The sequence below is a fragment of the Pedobacter ginsengisoli genome (genome assembly GCF_002736205.1).
Taxonomy (GTDB): Bacteria; Bacteroidota; Bacteroidia; order Sphingobacteriales; family Sphingobacteriaceae; genus Pedobacter; species Pedobacter ginsengisoli_A.
In genome coordinates, this window is record NZ_CP024091.1 from 1,645,208 (window position 1) to 1,661,653 (window position 16,446).

Annotated in this window: 13 protein-coding genes; 9 read left to right on the plus strand and 4 right to left on the minus strand. The window is 36.1% G+C overall.

Annotated features, from left to right (window positions below):
* Window positions 1-36: 36 nt before the first annotated feature.
* The 5 genes from CPT03_RS06720 (at window position 37) to CPT03_RS06740 (ending at window position 7,590) form a co-directional block, all read left to right on the plus strand.
* The gene (locus CPT03_RS06720) at window positions 37-3,378 is read left to right on the plus strand and encodes a DUF5107 domain-containing protein (protein WP_099438124.1); all 3,342 of its coding nucleotides are present in this window, start codon (window positions 37-39) and stop codon (window positions 3,376-3,378) included.
* 19 nt (window positions 3,379-3,397) lie between these two features.
* Window positions 3,398-5,608, plus strand: a complete 2,211-nt coding sequence (locus tag CPT03_RS06725; protein ID WP_245869994.1) for an alpha-galactosidase — start codon at window positions 3,398-3,400, stop codon at window positions 5,606-5,608.
* A 16-nt stretch (window positions 5,609-5,624) separates the two neighbouring features.
* Window positions 5,625-6,680 carry a UDP-glucose--hexose-1-phosphate uridylyltransferase gene (locus CPT03_RS06730; protein WP_099438125.1) on the plus strand — a complete coding sequence of 352 codons (1,056 nt, stop codon included), beginning with the start codon at window positions 5,625-5,627 and terminating at the stop codon, window positions 6,678-6,680.
* 68 nt (window positions 6,681-6,748) lie between these two features.
* Complete coding sequence (locus tag CPT03_RS06735; RefSeq protein WP_099438126.1) at window positions 6,749-6,937, plus strand: hypothetical protein; 189 nt, start codon at window positions 6,749-6,751, stop codon at window positions 6,935-6,937.
* A 125-nt stretch (window positions 6,938-7,062) separates the two neighbouring features.
* Entirely contained in the window at window positions 7,063-7,590 is a 528-nt protein-coding gene (locus CPT03_RS06740; RefSeq protein WP_099438127.1) for an RNA polymerase sigma factor, read from the plus strand.
* A 3-nt stretch (window positions 7,591-7,593) separates the two neighbouring features.
* Here the strand turns inward: CPT03_RS06740 and CPT03_RS06745 are convergent, their stop codons facing one another.
* Both CPT03_RS06745 and CPT03_RS06750 read right to left on the minus strand, forming a co-directional pair.
* Window positions 7,594-7,833, minus strand: a complete 240-nt coding sequence (locus CPT03_RS06745) for a hypothetical protein (protein ID WP_157766369.1) — start codon at window positions 7,831-7,833, stop codon at window positions 7,594-7,596.
* Window positions 7,834-7,848: 15 nt separating this feature from the next.
* On the minus strand, window positions 7,849-8,481 hold the full coding sequence (locus tag CPT03_RS06750) for a hypothetical protein (RefSeq protein ID WP_099438129.1): 633 nt from the start codon (window positions 8,479-8,481) through the stop codon (window positions 7,849-7,851).
* A 130-nt stretch (window positions 8,482-8,611) separates the two neighbouring features.
* Between CPT03_RS06750 and cfa the strand changes: the two genes are divergently transcribed.
* Window positions 8,612-9,727 (plus strand): cyclopropane fatty acyl phospholipid synthase, encoded by a 1,116-nt coding sequence (gene cfa / locus CPT03_RS06755; RefSeq protein ID WP_099438130.1) that lies wholly within the window; start codon window positions 8,612-8,614, stop codon window positions 9,725-9,727.
* 43 nt (window positions 9,728-9,770) lie between these two features.
* Here cfa and CPT03_RS06760 read toward each other — a convergent pair whose 3' ends face one another.
* Window positions 9,771-10,298, minus strand: a complete 528-nt coding sequence (locus CPT03_RS06760; protein WP_099438131.1) for a superoxide dismutase family protein — start codon at window positions 10,296-10,298, stop codon at window positions 9,771-9,773.
* Between the two features lie 183 nt (window positions 10,299-10,481).
* Here CPT03_RS06760 and CPT03_RS06765 point away from each other — a divergent pair, with 183 nt between their 5' ends.
* Together CPT03_RS06765 and CPT03_RS06770 are read left to right on the plus strand one after the other, a co-directional pair.
* Window positions 10,482-12,068, plus strand: coding sequence for a M1 family metallopeptidase (locus CPT03_RS06765; RefSeq protein WP_099438132.1), 1,587 nt, complete (start codon window positions 10,482-10,484; stop codon window positions 12,066-12,068).
* 132 nt (window positions 12,069-12,200) lie between these two features.
* Entirely contained in the window at window positions 12,201-12,557 is a 357-nt protein-coding gene (locus CPT03_RS06770) for a LiaF transmembrane domain-containing protein (protein WP_099438133.1), read from the plus strand.
* Window positions 12,558-12,616: 59 nt separating this feature from the next.
* Here CPT03_RS06770 and CPT03_RS06775 read toward each other — a convergent pair whose 3' ends face one another.
* Window positions 12,617-15,757 carry a TIM-barrel domain-containing protein gene (locus CPT03_RS06775; RefSeq protein ID WP_216641614.1) on the minus strand — a complete coding sequence of 1,047 codons (3,141 nt, stop codon included), beginning with the start codon at window positions 15,755-15,757 and terminating at the stop codon, window positions 12,617-12,619.
* A 184-nt stretch (window positions 15,758-15,941) separates the two neighbouring features.
* Between CPT03_RS06775 and lspA the strand changes: the two genes are divergently transcribed.
* Window positions 15,942-16,445 (plus strand): signal peptidase II, encoded by a 504-nt coding sequence (gene lspA / locus CPT03_RS06780; protein WP_245869995.1) that lies wholly within the window; start codon window positions 15,942-15,944, stop codon window positions 16,443-16,445.
* Window position 16,446: the final 1 nt, after the last annotated feature.

Below are 16,446 nucleotides of genomic sequence, written 5' to 3' on the forward strand. Positions count from 1 at the left end.
ACAGCATTCACAACATAAAATATTAAAACAATTCTAATGAAAAGCATGAGCGTAAGCGTTTGGGAAGAGAAAGTTATTATACCAACCTATGGTATTGGTAAGCCTAATAAAAACCCTATGTTCTTTGAAAAAAGAATCTATCAGGGGAGCAGTGGTGTTGTTTATCCTAATCCGGTTGTAGAAAAGATATTTGATGAAAAGACTGATAAAGAGTACATCGGACTATTTCTTGAAAACGATTATATAAAAATGATGATTCTGCCAGAACTGGGTGGCCGTATCCAGATGGCATATGATAAGATAAAAGAAAGGCATTTTATTTATTACAATCAGGTAATTAAACCGGCATTGGTTGGGTTAACAGGTCCATGGATTTCGGGAGGTATAGAGTTTAACTGGCCGCAACATCACCGGCCTACTACCTTTAATCCAATTGATTACAAGCTTGAAGAAAATACTGATGGAAGTAAAACTGTTTGGGTTAATGAGGTTGAACAGATGTTTCATACTAAAGGAATGGCCGGTTTTACCCTTTATCCTGATAAAGCATATATAGAAATTAAAGCCAAGTTATTAAACAGATCAGAACTGCCACAAACCTTTTTGTGGTGGGCCAACCCGGCTGTAAAGGTTAATGATCACTATCAGTCTGTTTTTCCACCTGATGTAAATGCTGTTTTTGATCATGGAAAAAGGGATGTTTCTACCTTTCCTATTGCTACAGGAACTTATTATAAGGTCGATTATTCGCCTGGTACAGATATATCAATGTACAAAAACATTCCTGTTCCTACTTCATATATGGCAATCAACTCTGATTATGATTTTGTAGGCGGATATGAACATGATACTGAAGGAGGTTTGCTTCATGTTGCCAATCATCACGTTTCGCCAGGTAAAAAGCAATGGACCTGGGGGCATAGTGATTTTGGAGTTGCCTGGGACAGAAATCTAACGGATGAAGACGGCCCTTACATTGAATTAATGACAGGGATGTTTACTGACAATCAGCCGGATTTTACATGGTTGATGCCAAATGAGGAAAAGTCTTTTACGCAATACTTTATGCCCTACAAGTCATTGGGCGTAATTAAGAATGCAAGTAAAGATATGTTATTGTCTGTTAATAAAATAGACAATAAAATTAAACTACAAATTTATGTAACATCTATTCAAAACAATCTCTCTGTTAAGCTAAGTGATAGTGATAAAACTTATTTTGAAGAAGTAGTAAGTATCACACCTAATGACGTATATACTCAAGTGATAGAAGTAGGAGCTGGCTTTAATGAGAATGAGTTGTTGTTTGTTATTTATAATGCTAAAGGGCGAGAATTATTGAGATATGAACCTTCAAGGAATAAGATTAACGACATTCCTGAAGCAGCAAAACCGGCGCTGCCTCCTGGAGATATTAAAAGCAATGAACAGCTATTCTTAACCGGACAGCATCTGGAACAATACAGGCATGCTACCTATAGTCCGGTACCATATTATGAAAAAGCCTTAGAAAGGGAGCCAGGAGATGTAAGGAGCAACAATGCATTGGGATTATGGTATTTAAGAAGAGGCCAGTTCGAAAAAAGTGAACCATACTTTCGGAAAGCAATAGAAACAAGTATCCAGCGCAATCCAAATCCTTATGATTGTGAGGCATATTATAATTTAGGCTTATGTCTTAAATTTCAAAATAAATTGGAAGAGGCTTACAAAGTATTTTATAAATCTACCTGGAATAAAGCTTATAAAGACAGCGGTTATTTTTCTGTAGCACAGATTGATATGTTTAATGAAGATTACGAGATTTCATTAGAGCACATTAACCATTCAATAGATAATAATGCAAATAATAGTAAGGCTTATGTTTTAAAATCGTCTGCTTACAGAAAGCTGGAACAAATAAATGATGCTATTCGTACCACTGATCTTGCTCTTGAAAAGGATGCATTTAATTTGGGCGCATTGTTTGAGAAAGTATGTATTTACAGATCTTTAAAAGATGTATTAAATGAGGATAAGTATCTAAAGGAGCTTCTTAAATTATCCAGAGGCTATGAGCAGAACTTTATTGAGTATGCTATTGATTATGCAGAATCAGGTTTATTTTCTGAAGCAATAGATTTACTAACCTATGCGATTAAAGGAGAAGAAACAAGTCCACTGGTTTATTATTACCTGGGATATTTTTATTATAAACTAAGTGAAACCGAACAGGCATTAAGCTATCTGAAAGCTGCTGCTGAGGCCAATTCCTATTTATGTTTTCCAAATAGGTTGCAGGAAATAAACGTTTTAAGATTAGCTATAGAATTAAATCCTGCCGATTCAAAAGCTCCTTACTATCTGGGAAACCTATTTTACGATAAGAGACAATACGATGAGGCAATTACTTACTGGGAAGCATCAGCAAAATTAAATGGTAATTTCCCAACTGTGCTGAGAAATCTGGGTATTGCCTATTTCAATAAACAAAACAAGCAGGATGTAGCACTAAAATGTTTCGAAAAAGCATTTGAATTAGACCCTAAGGATGATCGCTTATGTATGGAATTGCACCAGCTTTACAAGAGATTAAACAGAAGTCCTAATGAGCGTTTAAGTTTTCTGGAGAGCAATCTTAACACAGCATTAGAAAGAGATGATGTATACCTTGATTTGGTATCTATTTATAATTTTTTAGGTCAAAATGAGAAGGCATATGAACTCCTTATGCAGCACAAATTTCATCCATGGGAAGGTGGAGAAGGCAAAGCCTCAGGTCAATTTGTATGCAGCCTGATTGAACTTGCCAAGCAAAAGATACATAATGAATCTTATCAGGAAGCCATAACTCTATTGAATGATGCGCAAACTTATCCTCATAACCTTGGCGAAGGAAAATTATATGGTGCTCAGGAGAATGATATATTTTATTGGCTGGGTTGTGCTTATAAGGGATTAAATGATGAGGATAACTCGAAGAAATATTTTAACATGGCTACAAAAGGACTGGATGAACCATCGGCTGCTATGTTTTACAACGATCAGCAACCAGACAAAATATTTTATCAGGGACTTGCGTGGAAAAAACTTAACAACACGGAGTATGCCGAACAGATATTTAATAAGTTAATAGACTATGGTAATCAGCATATTAATGATCAGGTTAAGATTGATTACTTTGCTGTGTCATTGCCAAACCTATTGATATTTGAAGATGATCTTGATATTAGAAATAAAGTTCATTGCTATTTTCTGCAAGGTTTAGGCTATCTTGGCCTTGCAAAATTTGAAAATGCCAGTAATGCACTATTAAAAGCCCTGGAACTTGATGCAGAGCATCTGGGCGCAAGGCTTCATCTAGACATGGTTAAACAAAATTTTGATTATAGAATGTAATACCAAATATATTTCAGATATGATATTTAATAAACACTCAATTCCAGCCTACGTATCATTTGCTATGATTTCGGCAAGTATAATGGTTGCATCGGCCAAGCTAACTGCACAAACAATTATTCCTATTGAAACGCAAAATAATGCCCTGATATTACAGGCAGATGCAGATAAAGATCTGGGAACAATTTATTTTGGAAAAAAGTTATCCAATAGCAGTGAATACAGTCAGGTATTGAATGTGTTTAAACAAACTCCTGATTATACAGGAATGCTTAATTCAGCATATACAGGTTCAGGCTCACGCAATTTATTGGAGCCTGCAATTACAGTAACTCATGCAGATGGTAACAATTCTCTGGATTTAAAATATGTAAGCCATGATTTAAAGAAGATTGATGATGATGTTACGCTATTAAGCATAGTCTTGAAAGATCCGGCCTATAATTTTACTGTTACCCTTTATTATAAAAGCTATTATAAGGAAGATGTGGTAGAACAATGGTCATCTATTAAACATAATGAAAAAGGTAATGTTACACTTCATAAATATGCATCTGCAAATCTTCATATAAAAGGTGCAGGTTATTATTTGAACCAATACCATGGCGACTGGGCTAAAGAAATGCAGTCTGAAGAGTCTAAACTTACCCACGGCATCAAAACTCTTGATACAAAGTTAGGCACAAGGGCTAACCTTTTTCAGCCATCTGTATTTATGGTATCTGTAAATAAGCCGGCAACAGAAGATGAAGGTACAGTGCTATTTGGTGCATTAGAATACAGCGGAAATTTCCGTACTGATCTGGAAGTAGATTATCAGGATAATTTGCGTATTATTTCTGGTATAAACAATTATGCTTCACCATACACACTTAAGCCAAATGAAGAGTTTGTTACCCCTGTTTTTCTTTATACCTTATCAACCCAGGGTAAAGGTGTAGCAAGCAGAAATCTACAAAGTTGGGCAAGAAATTACAAACTACTTGATGGTAAAGGTACCAGGTTAACATTGCTTAATAACTGGGAAGCAACTTATTTTGATTTCAATGAAAGCAAACTTGCCGGGCTTTTAAAAGACACAAAAAAGCTAGGTGTAGATTTATTCCTGTTAGACGATGGTTGGTTTGCAAATAAGTATCCCCGTAATGGCGATGTTGCTGGTTTAGGAGATTGGGAAGAGAACAAAGAAAAACTGCCAAACGGGATTTCTTCGTTGGTTAAAGAAGCTCAGAATAACAGTGTGAAATTTGGCATCTGGATAGAACCTGAAATGGTGAATCCTAAAAGCGTTTTATATGAAAAACACCCTGATTGGGTGGTTAAGCAACCTAAAAGAGATGAGTATTATTTTAGAAACCAGTTGATTCTCGACTTAACTAATCCTAAAGTTCAGGACTTTGTATTTGGTGTAGTTGATGGTCTGTTTACGAAAAATCCTGATTTAGCCTACATTAAATGGGATTGTAATGCGGTTATTTACAATGCACACTCTGCAACCCTTAAAAATCAGTCGCACTTTTACATTGAATATGTGCGCGGATTATACAAAGTATTAGAAAGAATAAGAGCCAAATACCCTACTGTACCAATGATGCTTTGTTCAGGCGGCGGCGGCAGGGTAGACTATGCTGCATTAAAATATTTTACGGAATTTTGGCCTAGTGATAATACTGATCCACTTGAGCGTATTTTTATGCAATGGGAATATTCTTATTTCTACCCTGCAATAGCAAGCTCTAATCACGTTACTGATTGGGGTAAGCAACCAATTAAATTCCGTACAGATGTAGCTATGATGGGCAAGTTGGGATTTGATATTGTGGTTAGTCATTTAAAAGAGAATGACCTTAAGTATTGCCAGGATGCAATTAAAGTTTACAACGAAATTAAACCGATAATTTGGCAAGGTAACCAATACCGTTTATCAAACCCAAAAGAATCCAGTGTGGCTTCTATGCTATACATGGATGAGAACAAATCCTCTGGTGTGATCTTTAACTACCTTGTTAATTATAGATATGGGGTAAACAGTAGCTTGCCAATTCTATTAAAAGGACTGGATGCAGCCAAGAAATACAAAATTGAAGAGATAAATCTTTATCCGGGTACCAGTTCTTCTATAAAAGGTGATAAATCCTACACAGGTGATTTCTTAATGAAAGTAGGCTTTAACCCTGATGTAAACTCCTCAAGAACAAGTGTAATATTAAAAATTGAGGAAGTAAAATAGAATATATAATAACACGATGGATACCAATTTTGATTTGAATGAACATCCGCACACGCGGCAAAATATTTTAACCGGAGAATGGGTTTTAGTATCTCCACACAGAACTAAGCGGCCTTGGCAGGGAAAAGTAGAGTCCCTGCCTGCCGATAACCGACCTGAACATGATCCGGCTTGTTACCTTTGCGCCGGTAACAAAAGAGCAGACGGAAGCAAGAATCCTGATTACACTACGAATTTTGCTTTTACTAACGATTATTCAGCACTGTTGCCGGATACGCCAGTAGGAGAAATATCAATAGATGGCTTACTTAGAGCTGAAAGCCAATCGGGAATTTGCAGGGTTATTGCTTTTTCTCCGCGTCATGATCTTACACTCGCAGAACTTGAGTTGACGGCTATTAATGGCATTATTCAACTATGGGCCGAAGAATTTAAGGCTTTAAGCGAAAACCCTTCTATTAAGCACATACAGATATTTGAAAATAAAGGAGAACTGATGGGCTGTAGTAATCCGCACCCTCATGGTCAGATCTGGGCACAAAATAGTATTCCGCTTGAAATTCATAAAGAAACAGAAAATCAGAAAAAATATTTTCAGGTAAACGGCAGAAGCTTACTCTCAGATTACCTTAAAGTAGAGCTTAAAGAGCAAAAAAGAATAGTATTTGAAAATGATAGTTTTGTAGTATTGGTGCCATTTTGGGCTGTATGGCCATATGAAACCATGATTGTCAGTAAAAGACATGTTAGGAGCATATTAGAGTTTACTGATAAAGAACAAGAAGATCTTGCAGATGCACTTAAAAACATTACGGTGAGATATGATAATCTTTTCCAGGTTTCATTTCCTTATTCAGCTGGTATGCACCAAATGCCGGTAAATGATGGCAATCATGCAGAATGGCATTGGCATATGCATTTTTACCCGCCACTTTTACGCTCCGCAACAATTAAAAAATTTATGGTTGGGTACGAAATGCTAGGCAATCCTCAACGTGATATTACTCCTGAAGCGGCAGCAGAAACATTAAGAAATTTATCAGAAATTCATTATAAAAGTATAAATCTTTAATACTAAAAATAAATGATTTTTATTAACTTTAAGTAGACGTTTAAGAAATCTATTAAAGTAATAATGCCATGGAAAAAGAGGATATAAAATCATTATTAGAGATTATTGACCAACAAGTAAGTTCTTCAATACTGGGCGGAATGGAAGAACAGTATGAAGAACTTGAAGAGTTGGGGTTCATTACGATCAATAGACATAGTGTACAACATTCGGCTTCTATAACGCCTTTGGGAATGGAGTACCTGGATCAGGATTAAATACTTTTTTTTCTATTGTATATCAACGTTTTACGTGTATTTTGGTACGCGTTTTGACGGATATTTCTTTATTAAAAACATTGAACAAATGAATTAAAAAGTAGTCACCCCTAAACCTCCGCGCCATGAACACTACTGATTTCAACCATCAACTTAGTCTCAATCAAAACGCTCTAGAATCTTTTGCCTTTAAGTTTACCCAAGACTATGAGGATGCTAATGATCTTGTTCAGGACACCTTATTAAAGGCCATGCGATATTCCAGAAAATTCCGGGATGGAACTAATTTTCGTGGATGGTTATATACAATTATGAAGAACACGTTTATTAATAGCTATAGACGAGGGGTAAAGACCAGATCATTCATTGCAACACACGAAGAAATTCCAGTATCGCAATTGCAAAACAGTGCTACAGGAAATTTCGGAGAGAATAAATTCATGCTCGAAGATATTCATAACGCTATGAAAAAACTTCAGCCAGAATATTTAACTCCTTTCATTAAGTATTTTGAAGGATTTAAATATCATGAAATCTCTGAAATGCTACATGTGCCAATTGGTACGGTTAAAACAAGAATACACATGGCCAGAGGTATCTTAAAAAAGAACCTTAAAATGTATACAAAAGAATTTGCAGGTAACGGTTACTAAACTTTACGGATTCTCTGCCAAATAATTGTCTATTGCTTTTTCCAGGTCTTCGTATCCTTCAGGAGGAAAACATCGTGTTCCAGGGTGCTCAACTGTCCATTCGCCATCAGTTCTGCTAAGAACTATTGGGTCTGGCTCGCCAGTAACCATCTCAACCTTAAATTTTCGGCAGTTATCGGACGAAGTAACAAGTACATCCAGTTCCATGCTCGCTTTCCTGAATCTAACTGGAAATGTTCTCATGATAATATCCTCCTTTTATTTAATTACACCTTTACTTACCATATCATCGAATAGTCTTTTATTAAAGTCTGCTGCAAGTGCACGCGGACTTGAAGGATCTAATGATTTAGTTTGTACTGAATAAATCAACTTTTCGGTATTTAAACTATAGAAATTAGCCTCCAGAATAAATTTGTTAGTTACACTGTAGTACCCGGGTTCATAAATCCTTCCATACATGAAATGATAGTATCCCCAAAAACGATATGGTCCTGGCCACATACCTACAGAACCGGGATTGTATCTCTTTTGCTTAGTTTTATCTAACAAAGCAATGGTAAAAGTACCATCATATCCTTTATTTCTTATTTTCTTTAGCGCCTCTGCTTCATTTAATCCTTCAAAAGCCTTTGGGCCATATTCAGCCAATGCTGATCCTGCATTAATACCATGAGCTTTAAGATTTTGGACAGTTATATTTTCTACATTCTCTTTAAGGTTTCTATCTTTCGCGCCCATCAATGCAATTACCAGTATCTTATTGGATTTTTCTATTGTTCCCTGAGCATCAGCCCATGACGAAATAATCTTCGTGCTGTTGCAAGCATTTAATAATAGAGCAAATAGGAAAACCATACCTATTGCAGCGGGCAACAATAATTTTTTCATGTTTTATAAGTTTATATATAATAATAACAATTCATAATCCATTTAGTTGTAACAATTTAGCTAGTATAATATTATAAACCACTATGCCACTTCGTTTGTTTAAGGAATTAAATAGAATACATTTAAATCAATGAACAAATACCAGGCTACCATCGAGGAGTTAATACTTCCAGCTGGCATACATTTAAACGGAACGGAAGCTTTTGATATCCAGGTTTATGATGATCGCTTTTACAATCATGTATTGCGTTATGGATCTTTAGGACTTGGTGAATCATACATGAATGGATGGTGGGATTGCTTAGCACTAGACCATTTCTTATTTCAGCTACTGAATATAGATATAGAAAAGCAGATCTCTAAAAGCCTAAAGGTAAGGTGGCAAACCCTAAAAGCTTATTTATTTAATATGCAAACCATAGCTAAATCTGTTAGTGTAGCTCATGAACATTATGATCTTGGTAATGATCTGTTTGAGGCGATGCTGGATAAGCATATGATGTATTCATGTGGATACTGGGAAAAAGCTAAAACTTTAGATGAAGCGCAGGAGGATAAGCTGGAATTAATATGCAGAAAACTAAAGCTTACCCAAGGCATGGAAGTTTTAGATATAGGATGCGGTTGGGGAGGCTTTGCTCAATACGCTTCAGAAAAGTACCAGGTAAAAGTTACAGGCGTTACAATCTCCAGTCAACAGGCAGAAATGGCAAGGCATCGTTGTTATGGATTATCTGTAGATATCCTGTTACAGGATTATAGGTTATTAACAGGGTATTATGATCGTATTGTTTCTATAGGCATGTTTGAGCATGTAGGTTACAAAAACTACCGTACCTACATGCAGCTTGTAAAAAACTGTCTAAAAGACGATGGTATATTCCTATTACATTGCATTGGCGGAAATGAGAATAACATAAACACAGATGCCTGGATAAACAAATATATTTTTCCCGGGGGTATGATACCATCGGTGGAACAATTAGGGAAATCAATAGATCAACTCCTGATTTTGCAAGACTGGCATAATTTCGGCCTTTATTACGATCGTACTTTAATGGAATGGCTAAACAGATTCCGTGCTTCGTGGGGTAATTTAAAGTATAGTTATTCAGAACGGTTTTATAGGATGTGGGAGTATTATTTAAGTTTAAGTGCTGCATCATTTAGGGCAAGAAAGAACCACCTTTGGCAAATCATTCTTACAAAACCTTCCTTTTCTCAGCTATATCAGTCTGTAAGATAAAATAAAGATAGAGCATGTAATACACACTCTATCTTTATTTCATTTAAAGTTTAACAATTACACCACATCCAACTCTAGGTCCTGAATTTCCTGTAGGCTGGGTAGTATAATCGTCTGTACCTCCGTGAACTATAATACCTCTGTTAATTATATTTTTGATATCATTTTCTTCAATACTCCAACGGTCGGTAGTAACCGATATAGTACCGTGACCTTTACTGTCTAATTGGATATTTCCAATATCTCCTGAATGATATGCTGCAGATCCCCATTTACCATGAGCTTCATTAGTGGGATTCCAATGGCCATGCGTATTATTGCCCATGTCGCCACAATCTCCGTGCTCATGAAAATGCACTGCAACAGTACTATCAGCACGGGCAGGAAAATTAAGCTCTAAATCCATCTTCATCTTCCCATCTTTTAACTTATAGAATTTTGCTACTCCGATGTCTTTTGCATCAGCGGTTGTTGCCAGTTTTGCTTCTGCTACTTCAACTTCTGCAGTAGTTGAGCAGGAAGTAAAAAATGCCATTATTGTAATAATAGCTACTGTTAAAAAATTTTTCATATTGTTATATATATTGGTAATTACTATTTAGAACAAAAACTGTCACTTTAAGTTTTATATTAATTCCGAATGGCAGGCTAAATAGAATAATTGGAGCAGATTTTGATATGAATGTGCTTACTTGCTAAATTAAACTAGCATATTATATAAAAAACATAAGTTAAAAAAGGAGATTATATACAGATGAGAAAATACCTGATAATTTTATTGCTATGCTTAGGATCTAAGGCATTTGCGCAAGACAAATACTGGCAACAATATGTAAACTATAATATTGATGTAACCCTTAACGATCAGGACAAATCTTTAAAAGGTTTTGAAACTATAGTATACAAAAACAATTCCCCTTCAGAATTGGATTTTATCTGGTTTCATATATGGCCAAATGCTTACAAACAGGAATCTACGGCATTGTTTCAACAGATAAAGAATGATACTTCACGTGTTAAAAAGCTCGACAAATATACATACGGCAGTATTGAGGGATTAAATTTTAAAGTGAATGGGAAAACAGCAGAAACCGAACCCCATCCTAATCCACAATATATTGATGTAATTAAATTGAAATTGAAATCGCCTTTAAAACCAGGTGATTCGGTTACTATCACTACAGATTTTAAAGTAAAATTACCTTCCTATTTTTCAAGATCTGGTTTTGCCGATGGTGAATTTATGATTTGCCAATGGTATCCTAAACCAGCAGTGTTTGATAAAAATGGCTGGCACGAATTCCCATACCTCGATATGGGAGAGTTTTATAGTGATTATGCTTCATTTAAAGTAAACATAACCGTTCCATCAGATTATGTAGTGGGTGCAACAGGGGTGTTGCAAAATACCGACGAACTGGCACTCTATAAAAGCCTTGGTACAAAAAATACAACAAACAGAACAGGCCAACCTGCAACTTATAAGCCTATAAGCAAAAGCACTACAAAAAAAATGACTTATAAGATTGATAGTGTTCCTGACTTCGCCTGGTTTGCCGATAAGGACTTTGTAATACAGTACGATACAGTTAAACTCACTTCAGGAAAAGTAATTGATGCTTTTACCTATTATCACAACAAAAAAGAAACACTGTGGAGCAACAGTATTAATTATGCTAAAGATGCATTAAGAAAATACAGTAATTGGGTAGGAGCGTATGAATATCCGGTTGTGCAAGTAGTAGAGGGGCCAGCAAATAATTCAAGCGGAGGAATGGAGTATCCAACTATTACATTAATTACCAGTCCGGATGCTAAAAAGGAATCGCTTGATGGTGTAATTGCACATGAGATTGGTCACAATTGGTTTATGAGTATGCTTGGTAGTAATGAAAGGCAACATACCTGGTTAGATGAAGGGTTAAACTCTTATTTTCAGTTCAGGTATGAAGCCCAGAAATATAGAACAAACTCTATGTTTGGAGATGCCATACCAGCCGAAATTAAGGCCTTACCGGAAAAGGAATTTTTAGATCGCACTTATGGTGCAATGTCCAGCATCCCAATGAATTCGGCTATTGAAACACCTTCAGATAAATTTACCTCATCAGATGATTACAGCATGACATCATATGCAAAAACTGCATTATGGCTATACATTCTAGAAAATTCAGTTGGCAGAGAAAAGATGGATAATGCTTTTAAACATTACTTTGATAAGTGGAAAAATAAACACCCGCAACCAGAAGATTTAAAATCTTCTTTTGAAGAATCATTAGGAATCAACCTCGATAAATATTTTGGGTTACTTAATAAAACAGGTTCATTTAATGGGCAATAGCAAAAGTACCGGTTAAAAAACGATACATTATTTTACCGATTTATTAAGGTCATTGGCCGACAGTTTTCTGCAACACAACTATTCAGCATTGATTAGCCTTGCTATAGCCAGTAGTTTTGAAGAAAAAAAGCTATGGAAACTTTAAATAACAAAATCAAATCTAATCGCCATTTCGGAATGGGTATCTTTTTATTAGTAATTGGCGCTATATTTTTATTGAGAAATATTGGACTTAATATTCCATTTTGGGTTTTGAGCTGGCATACATTATTCCTGGCTTTGGGATTATTAATTGGCTACCGGAAAAACTTTAAAGCTGGCGGATGGGTGTTTTTCGTAATACTAGGCGGTGTATTTACTTTAAAAGACCTAATATTCTTTGATATTTCGCAATATACAACTGCAATGGTTTTAATAGGCGTGGGGCTGTATATGATTTTCAGACCTAAAAGAGATGTGCAGTTTTGTGATTTCGGAAATAAAAAATAATTAAATCTATCATATATTAAAAAGAGGCAACCGGACGCGGTTGCCTCTTTTTTTTCCTACTAATTCAACGCAATCGTTTGATTAGCAGACGTACTCAGGTAATCTGTTTTGATATGGATAGTACCAGATTTGTCCTTTGCATCGAAAAAATATCCAGCACCAGCCTTTTCAAACTGCTGCAGATTATTGTAAGCTTTTAACTTTTTACCATTAACACTAACTTTTTTAGGTGCTTTTGAATGATGTACATCAAGCAGATAAACCCTATCCTTGTTTTTGCCTTCGTAATCTCCTCTGGCAGCATTTATAGTTATTTGTATGTCTTTGGTTGCATCAACTTCAATTAATGTTTTTGCAAATGCACCTTTTCTATGATCGCGGGTTAAGCCATCATCCTCATACATATCAAATTTAGATTTTTGAAATGGATAAATATCTAATGTTAAACTATCCGTTTTTTTCTCACCATCGTAATCCATTTGAGGATACATCGGAATAATTGCGCCCTGCTTAACAAAAAGAGGAAGCTTTTCTAAAGGAGCCGAATAATTATTTACCCAGGTATTGCCAGAATAGGCTTTACCATCCCAGTAGTCGTACCAGGTTCCTTTTGGCAAATAGATACTATCTCTTTTAGATTCACTTTTATAAACAGGGGCAACCAGTAAAGACTCGCCATTCATGAACTGATATTGAGTTTGCTTACCCTTGGTAACCTCGTCATCAGGGAATTCTAAAACCATTGCTCTCGAAGCCGGAACTCCCGTTTCATACGCTTCTTCGCAAAGCGTATACATATATGGAGTCATGCGCATCTTTAATTGCAGGTATTTCCTATTAGTAGCAGAATTAACCTCTCCCTGCAAATAAGGCTGTTTGTTCTTTTTGGCCCAGCCACTCATTACCATTAAAACAGGAGTGAAACATTTCCACTGCAAATCTCTTACATAAGTCGAATCGCTACCACCAAAAATACCGTCAACATCACCGGTTGCCGCATTCTGGGCAGACAATCCAGACCCAATAATAGTAGGAATATGAAAACGAATATACTCCCAGTTACCACTTTGATCTCCAGACCATACTGTCGAGTAGCGTTGCGTACCTGCCCAACCCATTACGCTCCAAATAAAACCACGAGCATTACTATTGTTCTCAATACCTTCGTAAGCTGCTTTGCAACCATCCAAAGCATACTTATAACCAGGTCCAACCCAGGCTACATCAAGTTTCGCCAACCTTGATCCATATTCACCAACCTCTTTAGCAATCTTCTCAACTCCGTTTTCTGTCCAAAGCCCTGTATAAAATCCTCTTTTCTTTAACTCCATTATGGTCGAATCCAGCTTAGTATAACCACAGCCATAACCATCATTAGGCAAGATCCAGCCACGTGGCATTTTGTTTTCTATATACTTGTCTGCTACCAGTTTTATTACATCCGGTGTAGTACCAGTTGTTCCGGTTCCTTTGTAATTTTTACTGTCATCACCTTTAGCACCCCGGTTATAGCAGTTCGCATCACCCATGCTTAAAGCCCAGCGCGGCATTAAAAAAGGTCTTCCTGTGATTTGGGTATAACCATTAAGTATTTGTTTTAGCGACGGTCCAAAAAAGTAAAAGCAATCAAAACGATTTTCATTATGAGTAAAACCCAAAGTTTGTTTAAATGAGTATTTACCGGCATCAAAAGTATTTCTAAATGCCCCATAACCGGCTGTCGACATATAGAAGGGAGCAGGGTTAGCTCTGCCTCCATCATCCCATCCACCACCTTTTTCAATTAAAATATCCTTATCTCTGTGCGAGAAATAGCCATTTTGCATACCACCGCCATAAAAATACTCATCATTATGACGCTTCATTGTTTGTTTTGTTCTGGCACCAAATGACAAAGGTTCCGATTCTTCCCAAATAGGCGTACTATCGGTAACATCATACATTGCAAAGCGCAGAGGCTGTTTGTAAACACGAACAACACAATCTTTACTCTTTATTTGATAGTAAGTACCCTTATCTGCAGAATTTACAGAAGGGTTCTTAACGTCGTAACTAACCACAATATCATTACCGGCAGGATTAGTAAATTCTCCATCCGATGCCATCCAGATTCTGAAAATATCATCAGTATAAAATATTACCTTAAAAGCTGAAAAACCTGCAGTAATATTAAACTCATTACCATTGGCTTTAAAATCAGTAAGGTTGCCAACTTTTGTCTCCTTAGCATTTATTTTTGCCTTTAAAGTATTGTTAGATAGTTTCTCATCAGTATCAAACTTTAAATTGAAGTTTAAATTGTGTGTGGCTTTGTCCGTTAAATCTACAGCAGGAAATTTAACCGTAATCTCTTCACCGCTGGCAATAGGTTTTTTACTAGCCAAAACATCGGCAGAAATTTCTCTCTTTCCATCAATAGTTCCAACTATTTTAAAATTCGACTTGATACTTTCTATACCGCTATTTTTAACAGTAACAGCCAAAACATCATTTTTGGTAAAGGTGTTTTCTTCCTCATTGTGCGATGTTAAGCGTGTAATAGCAAGATCTTTATTGTAAGCCTCTGCCAATTCTATGTCATCAACCATCCAATACCAACTGTAATAGCCCTTCCAGTAAAACCGCAGATATACTTTTGGCTGTTTTGCCGCTACCTTACTAATGTTCACCTCCTGATTAATTGGACTAAACATATCTGTAGCCGAAGGCACATTATTGGTTACATTATAGTCTGTCCACTTTTCGCCATCAGTACTTACACCAACATATAAACCTGCTCCTGGTGCTGCAAATTCACTATTATACCTAAAAGTATGCTGAAAACGAAGTATTACCGATGATTTAGCGGAGCAATCTATTCCCGCTGTTTGCATCCAGGTATTGGGATATTCCTTCCTTTTTACCCATGATGGCTGATCTTCATCAACAAAATAGCCTGCCTGAAACTGTAAGTGATAGCCACGACTTTTAGATGCAATAGGAGGAGCCTGTTGCTGATACTGATAAGAGCCTGGATATGGCTGGTTGGTAATTAACCATGCCAGGTCCTTTTTACTTTTATCTACATTTTGCCAGCCTTCTGGTAGTTTGCCGGTTTTAAAACTTTCAGACCAAAAGATCTTTGGGTCTGGTGCAGGTTTTTGCGCAAATGACTGTGAGGTAAAAGCAGCCATGAGGGAAAATAGAATTAACTTTCTCATTTAAAGACTTAAGTGATTTTGTTTTGCTAATCTGTTAAATAATATTTTTATATCCCTGCGCAAACGTTTGTTCTAAATAAAATGCTTTGCTTCTTTATATGTCACCGCACTGGTAAAAAAAAAACGATTATATTTAATCATACACAACATGTAAGTATATTAAGCATGTATTTAACACATGAAAATGATTAAAGGAAAAACTTTTAGAAGGATGTTAGTTCTTTCGCTTGTTATGTTAAACATTGGCTGCGATCAGGTTACCAAAAGTATTGTAAGAAAACACGTGGACTACAATGAAAGCATAAAGATCATTAGCGACAATTTCACCCTAACAAAAGTTGAGAATTCAGGAGCCTTTTTGAGTTCGGGAGACTCGCTTCCAGTACCGGTTAAGTTTGTTTTTCTCTCTTTAATGCCGTTGTTTGTATTGTGTTTTGGTATTTACTACGTTTTAAATAAAACAGAACTCGACAAATTACTTATCGTTGGAGCAAGCTTTGTAATTGGTGGTGGTATAGGTAACCTGTACGACAGATTATTATATGGTTCAGTTACAGATTTTCTACATATAGATTTAGGAATCTTTCAAACAGGAATATTTAATATAGCAGATGTATCTATCATGATAGGCATGCTACTAATACTTACACATTTGTACTTTAAAAAAGCAAATCCAGAACTGGCTTAAA